Source organism: Mycobacterium sp. M26, from assembly GCF_001494595.1.
GTDB lineage: Bacteria > Actinomycetota > Actinomycetes > Mycobacteriales > Mycobacteriaceae > Mycobacterium.
Genome location: NZ_LN929908.1, coordinates 726,321 through 742,859, shown reverse-complemented (window position 1 = coordinate 742,859; position 16,539 = coordinate 726,321). Strand labels below are relative to the sequence as shown.

The 16,539-nt window shown below is 70.2% G+C and carries 12 protein-coding genes and 1 pseudogene; 3 read left to right on the top strand and 10 right to left on the bottom strand.

Annotation, left to right across the window (positions count from 1 at the left end):
* Window positions 1-32 precede the first annotated feature (32 nt).
* The 8 genes and pseudogenes from BN3385_RS13075 to BN3385_RS13040 form a co-directional block, all read right to left on the bottom strand.
* Window positions 33-1,223 (bottom strand): cation:proton antiporter domain-containing protein, encoded by a 1,191-nt coding sequence (locus BN3385_RS13075; protein WP_059017169.1) that lies wholly within the window; start codon window positions 1,221-1,223, stop codon window positions 33-35.
* Window positions 1,224-1,229: 6 nt separating this feature from the next.
* Window positions 1,230-2,111, bottom strand: a complete 882-nt coding sequence (locus tag BN3385_RS13070) for a polysaccharide deacetylase family protein (protein ID WP_059017168.1) — start codon at window positions 2,109-2,111, stop codon at window positions 1,230-1,232.
* A gap of 27 nt (window positions 2,112-2,138) precedes the next feature.
* A complete protein-coding gene (locus tag BN3385_RS13065) occupies window positions 2,139-2,708 on the bottom strand; it encodes a TetR/AcrR family transcriptional regulator (RefSeq protein ID WP_059017167.1) in 570 nt (189 codons plus the stop codon).
* A gap of 10 nt (window positions 2,709-2,718) precedes the next feature.
* Window positions 2,719-3,525, bottom strand: a complete 807-nt coding sequence (locus BN3385_RS13060) for a class I SAM-dependent methyltransferase (RefSeq protein ID WP_059017166.1) — start codon at window positions 3,523-3,525, stop codon at window positions 2,719-2,721.
* A gap of 148 nt (window positions 3,526-3,673) precedes the next feature.
* Entirely contained in the window at window positions 3,674-4,996 is a 1,323-nt protein-coding gene (phoH2, locus tag BN3385_RS13055) for an RNA 5'-3' helicase PhoH2 (protein ID WP_059017165.1), read from the bottom strand.
* A 206-nt stretch (window positions 4,997-5,202) separates the two neighbouring features.
* Window positions 5,203-6,033 (bottom strand): acyl-ACP desaturase, encoded by an 831-nt coding sequence (locus BN3385_RS13050; RefSeq protein WP_059017164.1) that lies wholly within the window; start codon window positions 6,031-6,033, stop codon window positions 5,203-5,205.
* Window positions 6,034-6,096: 63 nt separating this feature from the next.
* Window positions 6,097-7,575, bottom strand: a complete 1,479-nt coding sequence (locus tag BN3385_RS13045; protein ID WP_059017163.1) for a glycine hydroxymethyltransferase — start codon at window positions 7,573-7,575, stop codon at window positions 6,097-6,099.
* A 31-nt stretch (window positions 7,576-7,606) separates the two neighbouring features.
* Window positions 7,607-8,880 (bottom strand): annotated as a pseudogene (locus BN3385_RS13040) (DUF885 domain-containing protein).
* 30 nt (window positions 8,881-8,910) lie between these two features.
* Between BN3385_RS13040 and coaA the strand changes: the two are divergent.
* A complete protein-coding gene (gene coaA / locus BN3385_RS13035; protein ID WP_059017162.1) occupies window positions 8,911-9,849 on the top strand; it encodes a type I pantothenate kinase in 939 nt (312 codons plus the stop codon).
* A gap of 118 nt (window positions 9,850-9,967) precedes the next feature.
* On the opposite strand, the gene BN3385_RS13030 is transcribed toward coaA, so the two are convergent.
* Entirely contained in the window at window positions 9,968-10,384 is a 417-nt protein-coding gene (locus BN3385_RS13030) for a hypothetical protein (protein ID WP_059017161.1), read from the bottom strand.
* Window positions 10,385-10,564: 180 nt separating this feature from the next.
* Here BN3385_RS13030 and BN3385_RS29205 point away from each other — a divergent pair, with 180 nt between their 5' ends.
* Entirely contained in the window at window positions 10,565-15,607 is a 5,043-nt protein-coding gene (locus BN3385_RS29205; protein ID WP_286141770.1) for a PE family protein, read from the top strand.
* Between the two features lie 131 nt (window positions 15,608-15,738).
* Window positions 15,739-16,125, top strand: a complete 387-nt coding sequence (locus BN3385_RS28940) for a hypothetical protein (RefSeq protein WP_059017159.1) — start codon at window positions 15,739-15,741, stop codon at window positions 16,123-16,125.
* Here BN3385_RS28940 and BN3385_RS13015 read toward each other — a convergent pair.
* Window positions 16,122-16,517, bottom strand: coding sequence for a hypothetical protein (locus BN3385_RS13015; protein WP_059017158.1), 396 nt, complete (start codon window positions 16,515-16,517; stop codon window positions 16,122-16,124). The two genes, BN3385_RS28940 and BN3385_RS13015, sit on opposite strands and share 4 nt — an antisense overlap.
* Window positions 16,518-16,539 lie beyond the last annotated feature (22 nt).

The window sequence follows — 16,539 nt, the reverse complement described above, 5'->3', positions numbered from 1 at the left end:
ATTTTTCGCAGTGGGCGCACGTTCGGCGTTTGTCAGGATGCCGCGAACCGGCGAATCCCGAGCGGGGCGGTCAGGCTGTGCAATAGCAGGCTGACCGTCACGGCCACCACCACGACCTGAATGATCACGGCCGACTCCTCGATCTGACCGCGCTCGAGCACGATCAGGCCGAGCACCACGGTGCCGATACCGCGCGGGCCGAACCAGCCGATGAACACCCGGCTGTAGGACGGCAGGTCACTGCCCAGCAGCGCGCTGAGCACCGCGACCATCCGCACCCCGAACACCGCCAGCACGGCGAAGACGATCACCCGCCAGCTGGCGTTCTGCCAGCCCTCGCTCACCGCGAACGCGCCAAACATGGCGAATACCAACAGTTCCAGGAGCTGACCGGCCGCGTCGGACACCTGGGTGGGCACCTGCTCGGAGAAGCGGCGCGCCACCATCGCCGACACCAGACCGCCGGCGAACGCGGCAACGAAGCCACTGCCGTGCAGCCCCTCCCCGGCCTCGAAGCACAGCAATGCCACCGCGACGGTGGCCAGCTGGGCCCAGGTATCACTCATCCAGCCGCGCTTCCACGAGGCCGCGATCGCCCAGCCACCGGCCAGCCCGATGGCCGCACCGGCCACCAGCGACACCACCTCGGTGCGGAACGCGAACCACGCCCAGCGTCCCGGGTGCGCGTCGTTGCTCGCCGAGGCCAGCGCCACCGCCGCCAGCAGCGCGGCCAGAGCGAACCCGTCGTAGAACCCGCTCTCCACCGACAGCGCGTGGCGCACCCGCTCCGGGATGCGTTCGTCGTCGAGCAGCGCGTCGATCAACGCCACCTCGGTAGGGGCGACGATCGCCGCCAGGCACACCGCCTCCCACCACGGCAGCACCGGCAGCAGCAGCACCGCGGTCAGCGCGCCGAGCCCCAGCGTCAGCGGGATACCGACGACCAGCAGCCGGAACGTGACGTGGCCGCGGCGCACAACGGTGCGCACGTCGAGCCGGGCGGCCTGGTTGAACAGAATCACCGTCAGCGCCAGCTGGGCCAGCACGGTGAAGCTGCTGGCCTCCGGATTGGCGTCGATGACGTGCAGCCCGGACGGGCCCAGCAGCATGCCCAGGGCGATGAAGATCAGCGCCGGAGCGACATACCAGCGGCTCACCAGTGCCGAGACCACGGCATAGCCGAGAACGAGCAGGGTCAGGACGAGCGCGGTGTTGCTGTGCACGTGCGGCTAGGCGCCGTTGTTCGCCCCGCCGGAGTTGGCTCCGGGGATGTCGGTGATCGGGATGTTCGGCATCGGCTTGGGCGACGGGGTGGCCGGCAGCGTCGGGATGTCGGCGGCCGGAATGTCCTGCAACAAGTTGACCGGCGGGCCGTTGTCGCGGCTGCCGTACACGCTGCCCGGGGCGCGCGGGCCCAGCAGCTGGCTGACGGTCACCAGGTGATAGCCGTTGGCCTTGAGCACCGGGATGAACTGGTACACCAGGTCCACGGTTGAGGAGTAGGTGTCGTGGAACAGCACGACGGAGCCCGGCTTGATCTGGCTCATCAGCATATAGCGGGTGGCCGCGGTGTTGGAGTCGTTGATCCAGTCGAACGGGATCACGTCCCACAGGATGGCGGCCAGGCCGTACTGGGCGGCGACCTTGTTCACCGCGTCGTTGGTCAGCCCGCCGGCCGGGCGCCACAGCGTCGGAGTCTGACCAGTGGCCGCCTTGATCGCGTCATTGGCCTTGCTGAACTGGGCGGGAACGTCCTCGGCCGGGATGGCCGTCATGTTCGGGTGCTCCCAGGTGTGCGAGCCGATCTCCATCCCGGCGTCAGCGACCCGCTTGGCGCCGTCCGGATTGGCGGCGACCTTGTTGCCGATCATGAAGAAGGTGGCCTTGGCGTCGGCGTCGTTGAGGATGCCCAGCAGCCGGTCGGTGTAGGGCGTCGGCCCGTCGTCGAAGGTCAGGGCCACGCACTTGACCACCGAACAGTCCACCGCGTCGGCTTTCGCCACTTTCACATGTCCGGTGAACCCGCCGATGACCACCACCGCCACGCCCGCGCAGACACCGATCACGGTCCTCAGATAGGACCAGGACAGGCTGTCGGGTCGGCGTCGCACCTGCCGGAGTTTACCGGGCCGAGCTGGCTACTTCGGTGCGGCGATGACCCGCCGGGCCGCCTCCACAGCGGCCGCGCGGCGCCGCTGCACCCCGGCCGCGTCCTCGCTGGCGGCGTCGGGACGCGGCCCGTTGACCCAGGCCATCGCCAGCCCGAAGAGCAGTATCAGCAGGTCCAGGGGCTGCCAGGACGGATCGGCGTACCCGGCGGCCTGCGCGGCCTCGATGGCGCTGACGTGCTGGGCGAGGACGGGCTCGCCGTCGGCCACCGGCTCATCGAGGGCGACGCCCTCCAGCAATGCCCACCGAATCATGCGGTGATGCTCAGGTTGGGCCTGGGCGAGATCGAAGATGTCCCCGACGAACTCGGCAAGCGCCTCCGGGCGTGCCACGACAGCCCGGAAGAACTCGGCGTTACCGGCCTCGACGACCTCGCGGAACAGCGTCTCCTTGTCACCGAAGTAGGCGTAGAGCCGCTCCTTGCTGGCGTTGGCCGCCTTGGCGACCCGATCGATGCGGGCGCCGGCCAGCCCGTACTGGGCGAACTCCTGGCGAGCGGCGGCCAAGATCTCCTGGCGTAGCTCGGCCGCGGTCCTCACCGGGGGAACCTTATCGGTCGGGTCGCCAGAAGACGACGGCGACGTTCTTGGTGCCGAACCGGTACGACGGCGGCGGCAGGAAGTCGACCCGCAGGCTCGGGTCGGCCGCTGCGGCGAGTGCGGTGAATGCCTCCGCACTGTAGGCCCGCAGCATGCTGATGACGCCGTCGTGGATGCCCCGGTTCAACGCCGGGCGGACCACCGCGAGCACCGCGGCGACCGGGACGACAGCGAGCAGGCTGGCCAGCATCGAGAGGGGTCGGGTGCGGGGCAGGTCGATGACCAGGAACCGGCTGCCGACCCGGGTGGCCTCGGCGATCGCGCGCGCCCCGGTGGCCGGCGGCAGGTGGTGGAACGCCTGGGCGAACACCACGAGGTCGTAGCTGTCGTCGGCGGCGTCGATGGCGGTGGCATCGACGACCTCGATCCGAGCGCGGGGATTCGTCCCGAGTGGCCCGGCGGCGATGTTGGCGACGGACTTGGGGTCGAGGTCGCTGGCGGTGACGGTGGCGCTCGGATGCTGCCGGAGGATCTCCTCGCTGAGCTTGCCGTGCCCGGAGCCCAGTTCCAGGATCCGCGGGTTGGGGATGTCGGCGACCGCGGCCAGGGCCAAGCGGGCGTTGGCCTCATGTTGGCGTGTCCTGGTGCCCAGCCAGTCCAGTGCAGCGACGACGGTCTGCTTGACCTCGTCAGGCACGTCATAGCGATCGGTGTATTCCAGCCGCGTCGTCTGCAGGTGACGGTCCAACCAGGACGCGTTCGGCCCACCCCGCGGCATCGTCTCCAGTGCGTCATGTGGTGCTGTGGTCTGAACCATGATGGGGCTCCTCCGCTGCAATGGGCGCTGATTCCATTAGCGTACGAACTAGTTCGTTTGTCAAGCCCACTCCCTATGCCACGGCGAGGGCCACCCGTAGGACGGGCAACCCTCGCCGCGGAATCAGTACGGAATCAGTGCCGGACCGTCACGGCAGGGCGTTCGGGCTGATCTCCTCGAGCATCTCGGTGACCAGGGCGGCGATCGGCGACCGCTCGCTGCGCATCAACGTGATGTGCGCGAACAGCGGATGACCCTTGAGCTTCTCGATGACCGCGGCGACACCGTCGTGGCGGCCGACCCGCAGATTGTCGCGCTGGGCGACGTCGTGGGTGAGCACCACCCGCGAGCCCGCACCGAGGCGGGACAGCACGGTCAGCAGCACGTTGCGCTCCAGCGACTGCGCCTCGTCGACGATGACGAACGAGTCGTGCAGCGAGCGGCCGCGGATATGGGTCAGCGGAAGCACTTCGAGCATGCCGCGCGAGAGCACCTCTTCGAGGACGGCCGGGCTGGCCAGACCTTCGAGGGTGTCGAACACCGCCTGCGCCCAGGGCCCCATCTTGTCGCTCTCACTGCCCGGCAGGTAGCCGAGCTCCTGGCCGCCCACGGCGTAGAGCGGACGGAACACCACGACCTTGCGCTGGGTGCGCCGCTCGAGCACGGCTTCCAGCCCCGCGCACAGTGCGAGCGCGGACTTACCGGTGCCGGCCTTACCACCGAGGGACACGATGCCCACCGACTCGTCGAGCAGCAGATCGAGGGCGACGCGCTGTTCGGCTGACCTTCCCCGGAGGCCGAACACTTCGCGATCACCACGGACCAGCTGGACCTTCTTGTCGGCGTTCACCCGGCCCAGCGCGTGCGAGCTGCCACCGAGCAGCCGAACACCGGTGTGGCAGGGCAGGTTTCGCGCGTCGACCAGATCGATCTCGCCCTCGGCGAAAAGGGCGTCGATATCTTCGGTGGCCACGTCGAGCTCGGTCATCCCCGTCCAGCCGGAGGTGATGACGTCCTGGGCGTGGTACTCGTCGGCGGGCAGACCCACCGCGCCGGCCTTCACGCGCAGCGGAATGTCCTTGGACACCAGGGTGACTCGCTTGCCCTCGGCGGCGAGGTTGGCCGCACAGGTGAGAATGCGGGCGTCGTTGGTGTCGGTGCGGAAGCCCAGCGGCAGCACGGTCGGATCGCTGTGGTTCAGCTCGACCTGCAGCGTACCGCCTTGTGTCCCAACGGGAATCGGTTGATCGAGGCGACCGTGCTCAAGGCGCAGGTCGTCGAACAATCGAAGCGCCTGCCTGGCGAACCAGCCAAGTTCATGGTGGTGGCGCTTGGCTTCCAGCTCACTGATGACCACGAGGGGTACCACCACCTCGTGTTCGGCGAACCGGTTGCACGCCCACGGATCGGACAGCAAGACGGAGGTGTCGAGCACATATGTCCGGCGTTCGGGCGACGGCGATTGGGTCACTGGGCGCTCCTTTGAGCAAGCAGCCGGTTCGCGCGGCTCCGCACGAACCTTCCGGCGGACGCTGCGGCACCAGGACCGGAGCCGGTCCCTTCATCGTCGAAACGATAGGTACCGCCCGGACAGCAGAGCATGTCGCTAGCCATCACCAGCGACGCTACTCCGGTGTGAGCCAACGCGCCGATCAGGCGCGCCGCGTCATCTGGCTGTTACGCGAGGACGAATTTGCGCAGCACCGCTTCGTCGCCCAGACCCCAGTGCTTGATGCTGTCGGAGACCACGGTGCGCGCCGCGTCGAGGTCGAAGATCCCGGCCTTGGCGACGTTGGCGAGCTTGTCCTGGTACTCGATGATGTCGCCGCCGACGAGGCCGAAAGCACCGGCCCGGCGGGCGATCGAGTTGATGGTGGAGTCGCGGTCGACCTCGTTGAGGCAGAAGTTCACCAGGTTGCGGAAGAACTCGGTGTGGCGTTCCTCGTCCTTGGCGATCCGGCCGATCAGACCCTGCAGCACCGGCTCCTCGATCTTGGCTTCCAGGTTGCGCAGGTACACCGCGTAGGCGGCCTCCAGGAAGGCCATCACGACCAAGGTCTCGATCTGGGTGAACTTGTCACCGCGGTAGCCGCGCATGACGTGGGCGACGCGCACCCTCTCATCAGCCGACGGGTCGAAGTTGCGGGTCACCACGAAGTACTCCCGCAGCGCGATGGCGTGCAGGTTCTCCTCGGCGGTCCACCGGCCCAGCCAGCGGCCCCACTTGTCCTCGAGGATGAAGTGCTCGACGAGCTCGCGGTGGTAGCCGGCGAGGTTGTCCTTGGTGATCAGCATGATCTCGCAGGCGTCGACCACGTCCTGCGGCAGCGTGACCTGGGACGGATCCCAATCCTTACCGCCCAGGAAGGCGAAGTTCTCGCCCTGGTCGAACGGGACGTAGTCGTGGGCGTACCACTCCTCGGCCGTCTCCAGGAAGCGGGCCAGATTGTCGGCGACAACCGGCTCAAGTTCGAGGGTCAACGCATTCGCGACAGGTTTCTGTGCCATGCAGTTACTGTAACTCAAAGACACGTCTGTCGAAAAATCCGCCCGCGACGGCGTTTCGCCTTCTCAGAGGGTCAGGCCGGGGTACAGCGGGTTGGCGGCCAGCATCTCCGCGGACGCCGCATGCACCCGGTCGGCGGTGCCGTCGGCCAGCACATACTTGGCCTTCGACGGACCGGAGCTGGCCGCCGCGGGCTGGGTGTTGGACAGCACGTCGACCACCAGCTCGGCCACCCGGTCGAACTCGGCCGGGCCGAATCCGCGCGTGGTCAGCGCAGGGGTGCCGAACCGGATGCCCGAGGTGTACCAGGCGCCGTTCGGGTCCGCCGGGATCGCGTTGCGGTTGGTCACCACACCGGAATCCAGCAGCGCCGACTCGGCCTGCCGCCCGGTGAGGCCGAAGTTCTGCACGTCCAGCAGCACCAGATGGTTGTCGGTGCCGCCGGTCACCAGGCGCGCACCACGCTTGAGCAGACCCTCGGCGAAGGCCTGTGCGTTGTCGGCCACCCGCTGGGCGTAGGCCTGGAACGACGGCTGGCGCGCCTCGGCCAGCGCGACGGCCTTGGCGGCCATCACGTGCGACAGCGGACCGCCGAGCACCATCGGGCAACCCTTGTCGACGGCGTCGGAGTACTCCTTGGTGGCCAGCACCAGGCCGCCGCGCGGACCGCGCAGCGACTTGTGCGTGGTGGTGGTGACGACGTGGGCATGCGGCACCGGATCCTCGTCACCGGTGAACACCTTGCCCGCGACCAGGCCGGCGAAATGCGCCATGTCGACCATCAGGGTGGCACCGACCTCGTCGGCGATCTCACGCATCTTGGCGAAGTTGACCCGCCGCGGGTAGGCCGAGTAGCCGGCCACCAGGATCAGCGGCTTGAACTCGCGGGCGGTGGCGGCGACGGCGTCGTAGTCGATCAGGCCCGTCTCCGGGTTGGTGCCGTAGCTGCGCTGGTGGAACATCTTGCCGGAGATGTTGGGCCGGAAGCCGTGGGTGAGGTGACCGCCGGCATCCAGCGACATGCCCAGCAGGCGCTGGCTGCCGAGCTTGGCGCGCAGCCGCTCCCACTCGGCCTCGGAGAGGTCGTTGACTCCCTTGACGCCGAGGTCGGCCAGCGCGGGCGCCTCGACCTTGGTGGCCAGGATCGCCCAGAACGCCACCAGGTTGGCATCGATACCGGAGTGCGGCTGCACATAGGCGTACGGCGCGCCGAACAGCTCGCGGGCGTGCTCGGCGGCGATGGTCTCCACGTCGTCGACGTTCTGGCAGCCGGCGTAGAACCGGTGCCCGACCGTGCCCTCGGCGTACTTGTCGGACAACCAGGTGCCCATGGTCAGCAGCACCGCCGGCGAGGCGTAGTTCTCGCTGGCGATCAGCTTGAGCGAATCACGTTGGTCCGCAAGCTCTTTGCGGGTCGCAGCGGCGATCCGCGGCTCGACGGACTCGATCACCGACAGGGCGGCGCGGTAGGCCTCGCTGGCGGTGGCGGCGTAATCGGCGCCGGGGGCGGCGGCCGAGGCGGAAAGCGTCGAGTCTGCGGTCATGGCCCAAGCCTATCGGCCCGCGCGCCGTGTGTTACGCCACCTCGGCCCGCAGCGACGACGGGATCAGCGGCTCGTCCAGAAGCCGGCCGAACCGCTGCGTCAGACCCACCTCCGCGGGGCGGTCGTCGAGCCAGGACCGCAGCAGCCGGTAGCCCTCGACATAGGTGCTCGTATAGGCCCGCCACAGCGGATCGGACAGGAACCGCAGCGACTGCCGGGCCCGGGCATCGTCGATCAACATCCAGCGCTGCAGGAAGGCGGCCACATCGTCAACGTCGCGATGCTCGTCGTGCAGCATCAGCGCCGCGTCCTGGCGCACCTCGGCCAGCGCCGCCGACGCCTCGGCGAGCGCCTCGGCGCGTTCACCGTCGAACCGCAGCCCCAGATCGGCGTAGATATCGGCGGCCCAACTCCCGCGTAGATATCGGCGGCCCAACTCCCCCAGCCTCCGGTTCCCCCCGTCGCTCCGCTCGCCCCGGCCCCGACCGCGGCGTACAGCGCCAGGTCGGCCAGCCCCTCGGCCATCAGGCACTGCGGGGTGTTGACCAGGAAGATCGTCTGCTCCTGCTGATCCTGGCCGGCGACCAGACCGGCCTCCTTGCGGCAGTGCTCGGTGTGATGGCCGGGATAGGACTCGTGGGCGACCAGTCGCGGCAGGTTGGCCATCTGCTGCTTGACATCGGCGTTGACCGCGACCGTCGAACGGAAGTTGCCCTCGTAGTAGTTGAAGCCCGACCACGGTTTGTCGGTGACCACCTCGTAGACGATGGTCTCGGCGTCGGGCAGCGGATAGGTGGCCCGCACGGTGTCGCGCAGCGCACTGGAGAAGGCGTGGATGCACTCCTCGAGGCGGTGCGGCGGGATCTCCTCGGCGCTGCGGTGGGCGGCCATCCGTTCGACCAGCGGGCCGCTGCCGCCGAGCACCTCGTCGATGCGGGCGTGCGCTTCGCGGTAGCGGTCCTCATCGCCGCGGCTGATGCGGACGTCGAAGTAGGCCTGCACCTCATCGACGAAGCCGACCGGTTCACCGGCGAACTTGCGGGCCGAGCAGGCCAGCGCTCTCAGGTGCGCGCCGATGAAGTCGGCGCGCTGATCGGTGAAGCCGTCAATGCGTGGAACCTGCGGCAGATCGGCCAGCAGACGGTCGGCCTGGCGGGCCAGTTCGGCGGGCTCGGGGGCGGGCTCGTCGGCCACCGCCCGGCGCAGCGCCGGGTCGCCGGTGAAGGAGTCGACGTAGCCGTCCTCGATGCGATCGAAGCGCAAGCCGAGCATGAGGTAGTCGCGGATGAGGGTGCCGGGCTGCATGCGGACAACGCTAGCTGCAAGACTGTGCCCATGGCGCGGCTGAGTGAACCCAGCCCCTACGTGGAGTTCAACCGGAGTGAGTGGCGCGGTCTGCGCATGTCCACTCCGTTGAAGCTCACCGAGGACGAGCTGGTCGGGCTGCGCGGTATGGGCGAGCAGATCGACCTGCTCGAGGTCGAAGAGGTCTACCTGCCGCTGGCCCGGTTGATCCATCTGCAGGTGGCCGCCCGCCAGCGGCTGTTCGCCGCGACCGCGGAGTTCCTCGGCGAGCCGCAGCAGAATCCCGACCGGCCGGTGCCGTTCGTCATCGGCGTGGCCGGCAGCGTCGCGGTCGGCAAGTCGACCACCGCGCGTGTGCTGCAGGCCCTGCTGGCCCGCTGGGAGGACCACTCGCGGGTGGACCTGGTCACCACCGACGGGTTCCTTTACCCCAACGCCGAGCTGACCCGGCGAAACCTGATGCATCGCAAGGGTTTTCCGGAAAGCTACAACCGCCGGTCACTGATGCGGTTCGTGACGTCGGTGAAGTCGGGCGCCGACCAGGTGTGCGCGCCGGTGTACTCGCACCTGATCTACGACATCGTGCCCGGCGAGAAACACGTCGTCACCCACCCGGACATCCTCATCCTGGAGGGCCTCAACGTCCTGCAGACCGGCCCGACCCTGATGGTCTCGGACCTGTTCGACTTCTCCGTCTACGTCGATGCCCGGATCGAGGACATCGAGCAGTGGTACATCGAGCGGTTCCTGGCGCTGCGCAGCGGTGCGTTCGCCAACCCGGCGTCGCACTTCCACCACTACGCCGGACTGTCGGACAGCCAGGCCGTGGCGGCCGCGCGCGACATCTGGAGTTCGATCAACCGGCCCAACCTGATCGAGAACATCCTGCCGACCCGCCCGCGCGCAACGCTGGTGCTGCGCAAGGACGCCGACCATTCGATCAACCGGCTGCGACTGCGCAAGCTCTAGTCGGACGACGATCAAGCGGCGAGGCACGAGCCGCGTTGAGGAGTCCGACAATCAGCTCTAGTCGGACGACGATCAAGCGGCGAGGCACGAGCCGCGTTGAGGAGTCCGACAATCAGCTCTAGTTGGCGGCGCCGGTCAACGGGTTGAGCCGCAGCACGGGCAGCGGGAAGGCCACCTCGGGCTCACCGTCGGGATCCTCGTACAGGCCGATGGTGTATACCCCGGCGAAGTACACCGAGATCGACAGGTAATGCGCGAACACCCGGAACTTCACCGGGCTGCCCGGATTGTCGGGCCACTGCCAGGCGAAGTCGAGCAGGCCCATCCGCTCTCCCTCAGGCGACTTGGCGATGATGAACCGCCGCATCTCGTAATCGGCACCGCCTGAGGTGTGCACTGCCAGCACCAGCGGGATGGTGATCTGGGTGGGGAAGCTCTCGACCAGACAGCTGGTCATCGGGAAGCCCTCGGCGGTCACGCCGCCCGCCTCTTCCAGGACTGCCCGACGAGACGCCGCGAATACGTCGACCTGCATGACGGCACACCCTAGCCGGGGCGGGTTACGCGGGTGAACTTTCAGGTCTTTCTGAGCGCAAAAGACTATTTCACAGCGCACACATAGATATGGTTCAACTGCGCTGAGGTCGGGTCAGTCCGCGGGCTCTTTCCTCCGTGTGTCCACCCGTCAGGGCCGCACGACTCCGAGGAACCCGCCATGGCTTCAGCACCCGTTGTGTCGCCGTCTGCCGCCCTGTGGGTGGGCCGGGTCGGCGGTCTGGCCGTCGCACTGGGCGTCGGAATCGGAATCGCGTGGGCGGCCGGCAGCGCACTGGCCGATACCGGGTCGACGGGATCGTCGGCGCGGCACGAATCCTCGGCCTCGGCATCGACGTCCAAGGCCGGCAAGCGCACCACGGCCGTGCGTCCCGCCACGGCGCTGAGCACCCCGGCTGTCACGGTCACCCACACCCCCACCGTCACCTCCCGGGCGGCGGCCTCGACGGCAAGAACTGCGGTCACCACCCCGAGTGGTCCAGTCGCCTCGGTCAGCGCCTCGGCCAGCGGGAACCCGATCGCCGACTTCGTGGCGATCTTCGTCAGCGACGGCACCGCCGATCACCCCGACGCCGGACTGCTCGTCGGCAACGGCTACAGCTACACGGTCGCGACCTGCGCCCAGCTGTCCTGCGCCGGTGGCCGCGCCGGACTGATCTCCGGCAACGGCGGCAACGGCAGCGGTGGCGGGGACGGCGGCTCGGCCGGCCTGTTCGGCAACGGCGGCAACGGCGGCGACGGCGTCGATGGGGTCAACGACGGCCGCGGCGGCGACGGCGGCTCCGGCGGACTGTTCTCGGGTAACGGCGGGGCTGGTGGCACAGGCATCGACGGTCTCGCCGGAATCAACAACGGCGCGGGTGCGGCCGGCGGAAACGGCGGCGGCACTGGACTATTCGCGATCGGCGCCCGGGGCGGCGACGGTGGCGCAGGCGGCAAGGGCGGCGACGGCCACGACGGTTCGTCCGCCAGCGACTACGGGGCGAATGGCAACCCCGGGGAAGCCGGCGGCGCTGGTGGCGCCGGTGGCGCCGGCGGCAGCGCAGGGTTGCTCTCCCTGTTCAGCCGCGGCGGATCCGGCGGAACCGGTGGTGCCGGCGGCGACGGCGGAAACGGGACCCGGGCCGGTGACGGCCGTAGCGGCGCCCTCGGCTTCGACGGCGAACCCGCGGGACCCGGCCAGGATGGCGGCGACGGCGGAAACGGCGGTAAGGGCGGCGACGGCGGCGCGGGCGGGAACGCGGGCCGAGGTTCGATCCTGTTCGGCAGCGCAGGCGGTAACGGCATCGGAGGCACGGGCGGCAACGGCGGGGCCGCCGGGCAAGGCGGGAATGGCGGCGACGGCGGTGTCGGCATCTCCTTCTCCGCCGGAAGCCCCGGCTACAACGGTGGCAGGGGCGGCGACGGCGGCAATCCCGGGCAGGCGGGCGCCGGCGGAACCGGCGGAGCCAGTGGCACCGGCGGGAGCGGCGGCGGCCCCGGCGACAACGGTCTGACGGGCGCGGCCGTCACCAGCGGCGGCAACGGCGGTAAGGGCGGAAACGGCTCGGCGGCAACAACTCCCGGCGGTGCAGGCGGAGCAGGTGGTGACGGCGGAAACGGCGGATCGGTCGGCAACGGCGGCGCAGGCGGTAACGGCGCAGACGGGGTCGCCGGTAGCGGCGGAACCGCCGGCTCGACTCCGGGCGCCAACGGCGGCAACGGCACCAAGGGCGGTGACGGCGGTAAGGGCGGTAACGGCGGGGCCGGCGGATCGATCTCGGGCAACGGCGGGGCCGGCGGCAAGGGCGGCAAGGGCGCCGACGGCGGTGCCGGTGGTAGCGGTGTCAACGGCGCGTCGTCCACCACGCCCGGCGTCAACGGGCAGAACGACCAGGAACAGGTGGCACGGGAACCTTCCCAGGCACCAACGGCGCCGATGGCGCGCCGGGCACAACCACGTAGATCAGGGGGAAGAGTGATGACGTCGTCGGCTGGATGCTGGGTGGGTCGTGTCGGAGGTCTGGCCGTCGCGCTGGGCGTCGGCGTCGGAATCGCGTGGGCTGCGGGTAGCGCACAAGCCGATACCGGGTCGACGGGATCGTCGGCGCGCCATGACTCCTCGGCTTCGGCGTCATCGTCGAAGGCCGGCAAGCGAACGGTGCGTCCATCCGTGGCCCTGAGTGCCCCGGTTGCCACGGTGAGCCACAGCCCGACCGTCACGTCGGCCTCGGTACGAGCCTCCGCGACCGGCAACCCGATCGCCGACTTCGTGGCCGTCTTCATCAGTGACGGCACCGCAGACCATCCCGACGCCGGGTTGCTGGTCGGCGACGGCTACAGCTTCACCTCGACCACGTGCACCAGCCTGTCCTGCGCCGGCGGGCGCGGCGGCCTGCTCTACGGCAACGGCGGCAACGGGGCCAACGGCGGCAAGGGTGGCTCGGCGGGGTTGATCGGCGACGGCGGTGACGGTGGCGATGGCGTCAGCGGCGTCAACAACGGCCGCGGCGGCGACGGCGGGTCGGGCGGAACCCTCTCCGGTACCGGAGGGGATGGTGGCGACGGGATCGACGGTGTGACCGGGGTCAACAACGGCGCCGGTGCAGCTGGCGGAAATGGTGGCGGCACAGGGTTTTTCGCGATCGCCAGCACCGCAGGTAACGGCGGCAAGGGCGGCGACGGTGCGATCGGAACAGCCGGGGCCGCGGTCACCGCACCCGGGACCGATGGCAACGACGGCAACGACGGCGGAGCCGGCGGCGCAGGCGGAAACGGCGGCGCAGCAGGACTTCTGGCGTTCTTCAGCATCGGGGGCAATGGCGGCACCGGAGGCAATGGCGCCAAGGGCGGCAACGGCAGCTCCGGCACCAACGGCACGGACGGCGGCCCCGGGCAATCCGGCCAGGACGGTGGCGACGGCGGAGCCGGTGGCGTCGGCGGGTCCGGTGGCATCGGCGGCACCGCCGGTCGCGGCGCACTTCTGTTGGGCCGCACCGGTTCCAACGGTAGTGGTGGCAACGGTGGCGATGGCGGCAACGCCGGAACCCCGGGTGATGGCGGCGACGGCGGCGACGGCACGGCGGCATCACTCGACGGCGGTAGCGGCGGCGCCGGCGGCAACGCGGGCGCACTGGGTCTCGCGGGTACGGGCGGCGCGGCCGGCAGCAGTGTCGGAAACGGCGGCACAGCAGGAACCGCGGGCGCGGCAGGCACCGGCATCAGCGGACTGTTCGGCTCCGGCGGCGACGGCGGCGACGGCTTCAGCCCCACCACATCCGGAACCGATGGCGGTAAGGGCGGCAACGGCGGTAACGGCGGCACCAACGGCAACGGCGGCAAGGGCGGTAACGGCGGCAACGGATCCGACGGCGACACCGGCGCCCCCGGGACCAACCCGGGCGACTCGGGTCAGACCGGTCAGGCCGGCGGCAAGGGCGGCGCCGGCGGTAGCGGTGGAACCGGCGGCTCGGTCGTCGGCAACGGCGGTGCCGGTGGCAGGGGCGGCGAGGGCGGCAACGGCGGCGACGGAGGTGCGGGCACAAACGGTGCCGACGGAACCGATCCGGGTGAGCGCGGCGGCAACGGCGGCAACGGCGGAACGGGTGGCAAGGGCGGCAACGGCGGGGCGGGTGGCAACGGCGGGGCCGTCGCGGCGGGAACCAACGGCGGCAAGGGCGGCAACGGCGGCTGGGGCAATGGCGGCGGTTCGGTCGACGCCGTCGGCGGCGCCGGCGGTGACGGCGGTCAGGGCGGCACCAACGGCGGACGGGGCGGCAGCGGAGGTCTGGCATTCGCCAACGGGACCGGGGACGCGATCGGCGGTGCGGGCGGCGACGGCGGCCTCGGGCTCAGCGGAAATGGTGGCGCCGCCGGCGAAGGTGGCGTCGCCACGGCCCAGAACAGCTCGTCGAGCGGTGACTCGACCGGCGGGGCCGGCGGAACCGGCGGTGACGGCGCGATTCTCGGCGGCCAAGGCGGCCAGGGCGGAACGGCGTACAACAGCGGGCTCGGCGCGGCCACCGGCGGTAATGGCGGCAACGGTGGCAACGGCGGACCCACCGGGGTGGGCGGGAATGGCGGATCCGCCGGCGCTGGGTTCACCAACAACGCAGCGTCAACCGCCACCGCGACCGGTGGCACCGGCGGCAAGGGCGGCGTTGGCACGGCCGGTGGAAGTGGCGGCTTCGGGGGCGCTGCGAGCACCCTCGGCACCGGTGTTGTCAATGCCGGCGATGGTGGCGACGGCGGTGTCGGCACGATCAACCAGGGGGGTAGCGGCGGCACCGGCGGCAGCGCGACCGTCGACAACGCATCCTCGACACAGAACGTCGTCGGCGGCGTGGGCGGCACCGGAGCCACCGGCTTCACCAGTGGTGGTTCCGGCGGTAACGGTGGCGATGCGACCACCAACGGCAGCGGTGACGCCACCGGCGGGGCGGGTGGCAATGCCGGCGACGCCACGAGCAACAGCGCCGGTAACGGCGGCAACGCGGGCGCTGGCGGCAATGCCAATGCCCTCGGCTCTGGAGACGCCAACGGCGGTCAGGGCGGCATCGGCGGCGCCGGAGGCAACAACGGCGGCCAAGGCGGCGCAGGCGGAAAGGCCTATGGCGAAGGCAGCGGCACGTCGACCGGCGGCCAAGGTGGCGCCGGCGGCGCAGGCGGCTCTGGCGCCACCACCAAGGGCGGTGTCGGCGGCGCCGGTGGTTCGTCGTTCGTCACCAACCTCGGCTCGGGCGCGGCGATCGGCGGCGCAGGCGGTATCGGTGGGACCGGCGTCACGGGCGGGAAAGGCGGGACCGGCGGCGCAGCCTCAACCAATGGCACCGGTGTTGTCACCGGAGGTGCCGGCGGGAATGGCGGCGAAAGCGAAACGCTCAAGGGCGGCAACGGCGGTGATGGCGGAAGTGGCGTCATCTATTCGATCACTTCGGAGGCCAGCGTGACCGGCGGCGCCGGGGGCGACGGCGGTAGCGGGCCTTCGTTCGGCGGCGCCGGTGGCACGGGCGGAACGTCGAACACCGCGGGTATCGGCGAATCGACCGGCGGCCAGGGCGGCGATGGCGGCGACGGCACCGAGACTGGCGGCAACGGCGGTAACGGCGGCAATGGCGGCAATGCCACCGGCGGCGAACCGACCGGCGGTGAACCAGGAACAGGTGGCACGGGAACCTTCCCAGGCACCAACGGCGCCGATGGCGCGCCGGGCACAACCACGTAGATCAGGGGGAAGAGTGATGAGCGGGTTCCAGCAACAGCGTCGGCGGCAACGGCGGCCAGGGCGGCTACGGAAGCACCGGCGGCATCGGCGGCTCGGGCGGGTCGGCGGTCGGCGCCGGTAACGGTGACACCTTGGGCGGCGTTGGCGGCCGGGGCGGTGACTCCAACAACGCCACTGGCGCCAACGGCGGATTGGGCGGCAGCGCGTTCAACTTCAATCCCTCGTCGACCGGAAACGTCTACGGCGGCGATGGCGGTACTGGCGGCGCAGGGAGCACCCAAGGCGGTACCGGCGGCGGGGGCGGTGTGGCCAACACCTCGGGATCGGGAGACGCGAACGGCGGAGACGGCGGCCAGGGGGGCGCCGGCACCTCCGGTGGTGCCAATGGCGGCGACGGCGGGCCAGGAGGCAACGCGACGTCCGCCGGCGGCGCGGCCTTCGGTGGCACCGGCGGACCGGGCGGCAGTGGATCGTTCCCGGGGACAACAGGATCCACCGGGGCGAACGGCTCGCCCTAGGCCTTGATCCGTCGCACGCCCAGGTACTGCAGGTCGGCGAACACCAGGGTGGCCACGCCCGCTGCGAGCACGGCCACCACACCCGCAGTGGTCAACTCCAGCGGCCGGGCCAGCACCACGGCGACCGTCGTCACGGTGAACAACACGTTGGCGATGGCGAACGCGATACCGGCCGTGCGGACCCGCTCGAGCCGGGATGCCAGAAAGATGGCCGTGGCGTAGATCAGGAAGGTGGCGCCGATGGCGTACTCGGCCGCCGTCGGCAGCCCAGTTAGCTCGGAGAGCGGGTCGGCCGCGACGATCAGGGCGAGGCCGCACAATCCGGAGAACACCGCGTCGATGCGCAACGCCAGCCGCAGCAGCGAGTCAGTTCCAGTGGTCAGAGTGGTCATGAATGGTCCTTTCTCGGTGGGT

Excerpts from the sequence above, each read along its gene's own strand:
- BN3385_RS13060 (WP_059017166.1), bottom strand. The coding sequence starts at position 3,525 with ATGGTTCAGACCACAGCACCACATGACGCACTGGAGACGATGCCGCGG.
- BN3385_RS13050 (WP_059017164.1), bottom strand. The coding sequence starts at position 6,033 with ATGGCACAGAAACCTGTCGCGAATGCGTTGACCCTCGAACTTGAGCCG.
- BN3385_RS13045 (WP_059017163.1), bottom strand. The coding sequence starts at position 7,575 with ATGACCGCAGACTCGACGCTTTCCGCCTCGGCCGCCGCCCCCGGCGCC.
- coaA (WP_059017162.1), top strand. The coding sequence starts at position 8,911 with ATGGCGCGGCTGAGTGAACCCAGCCCCTACGTGGAGTTCAACCGGAGT.
- BN3385_RS13030 (WP_059017161.1), bottom strand. The coding sequence starts at position 10,384 with ATGCAGGTCGACGTATTCGCGGCGTCTCGTCGGGCAGTCCTGGAAGAG.
- BN3385_RS29205 (WP_286141770.1), top strand. The coding sequence starts at position 10,565 with ATGGCTTCAGCACCCGTTGTGTCGCCGTCTGCCGCCCTGTGGGTGGGC.
- BN3385_RS13015 (WP_059017158.1), bottom strand. The coding sequence starts at position 16,517 with ATGACCACTCTGACCACTGGAACTGACTCGCTGCTGCGGCTGGCGTTG.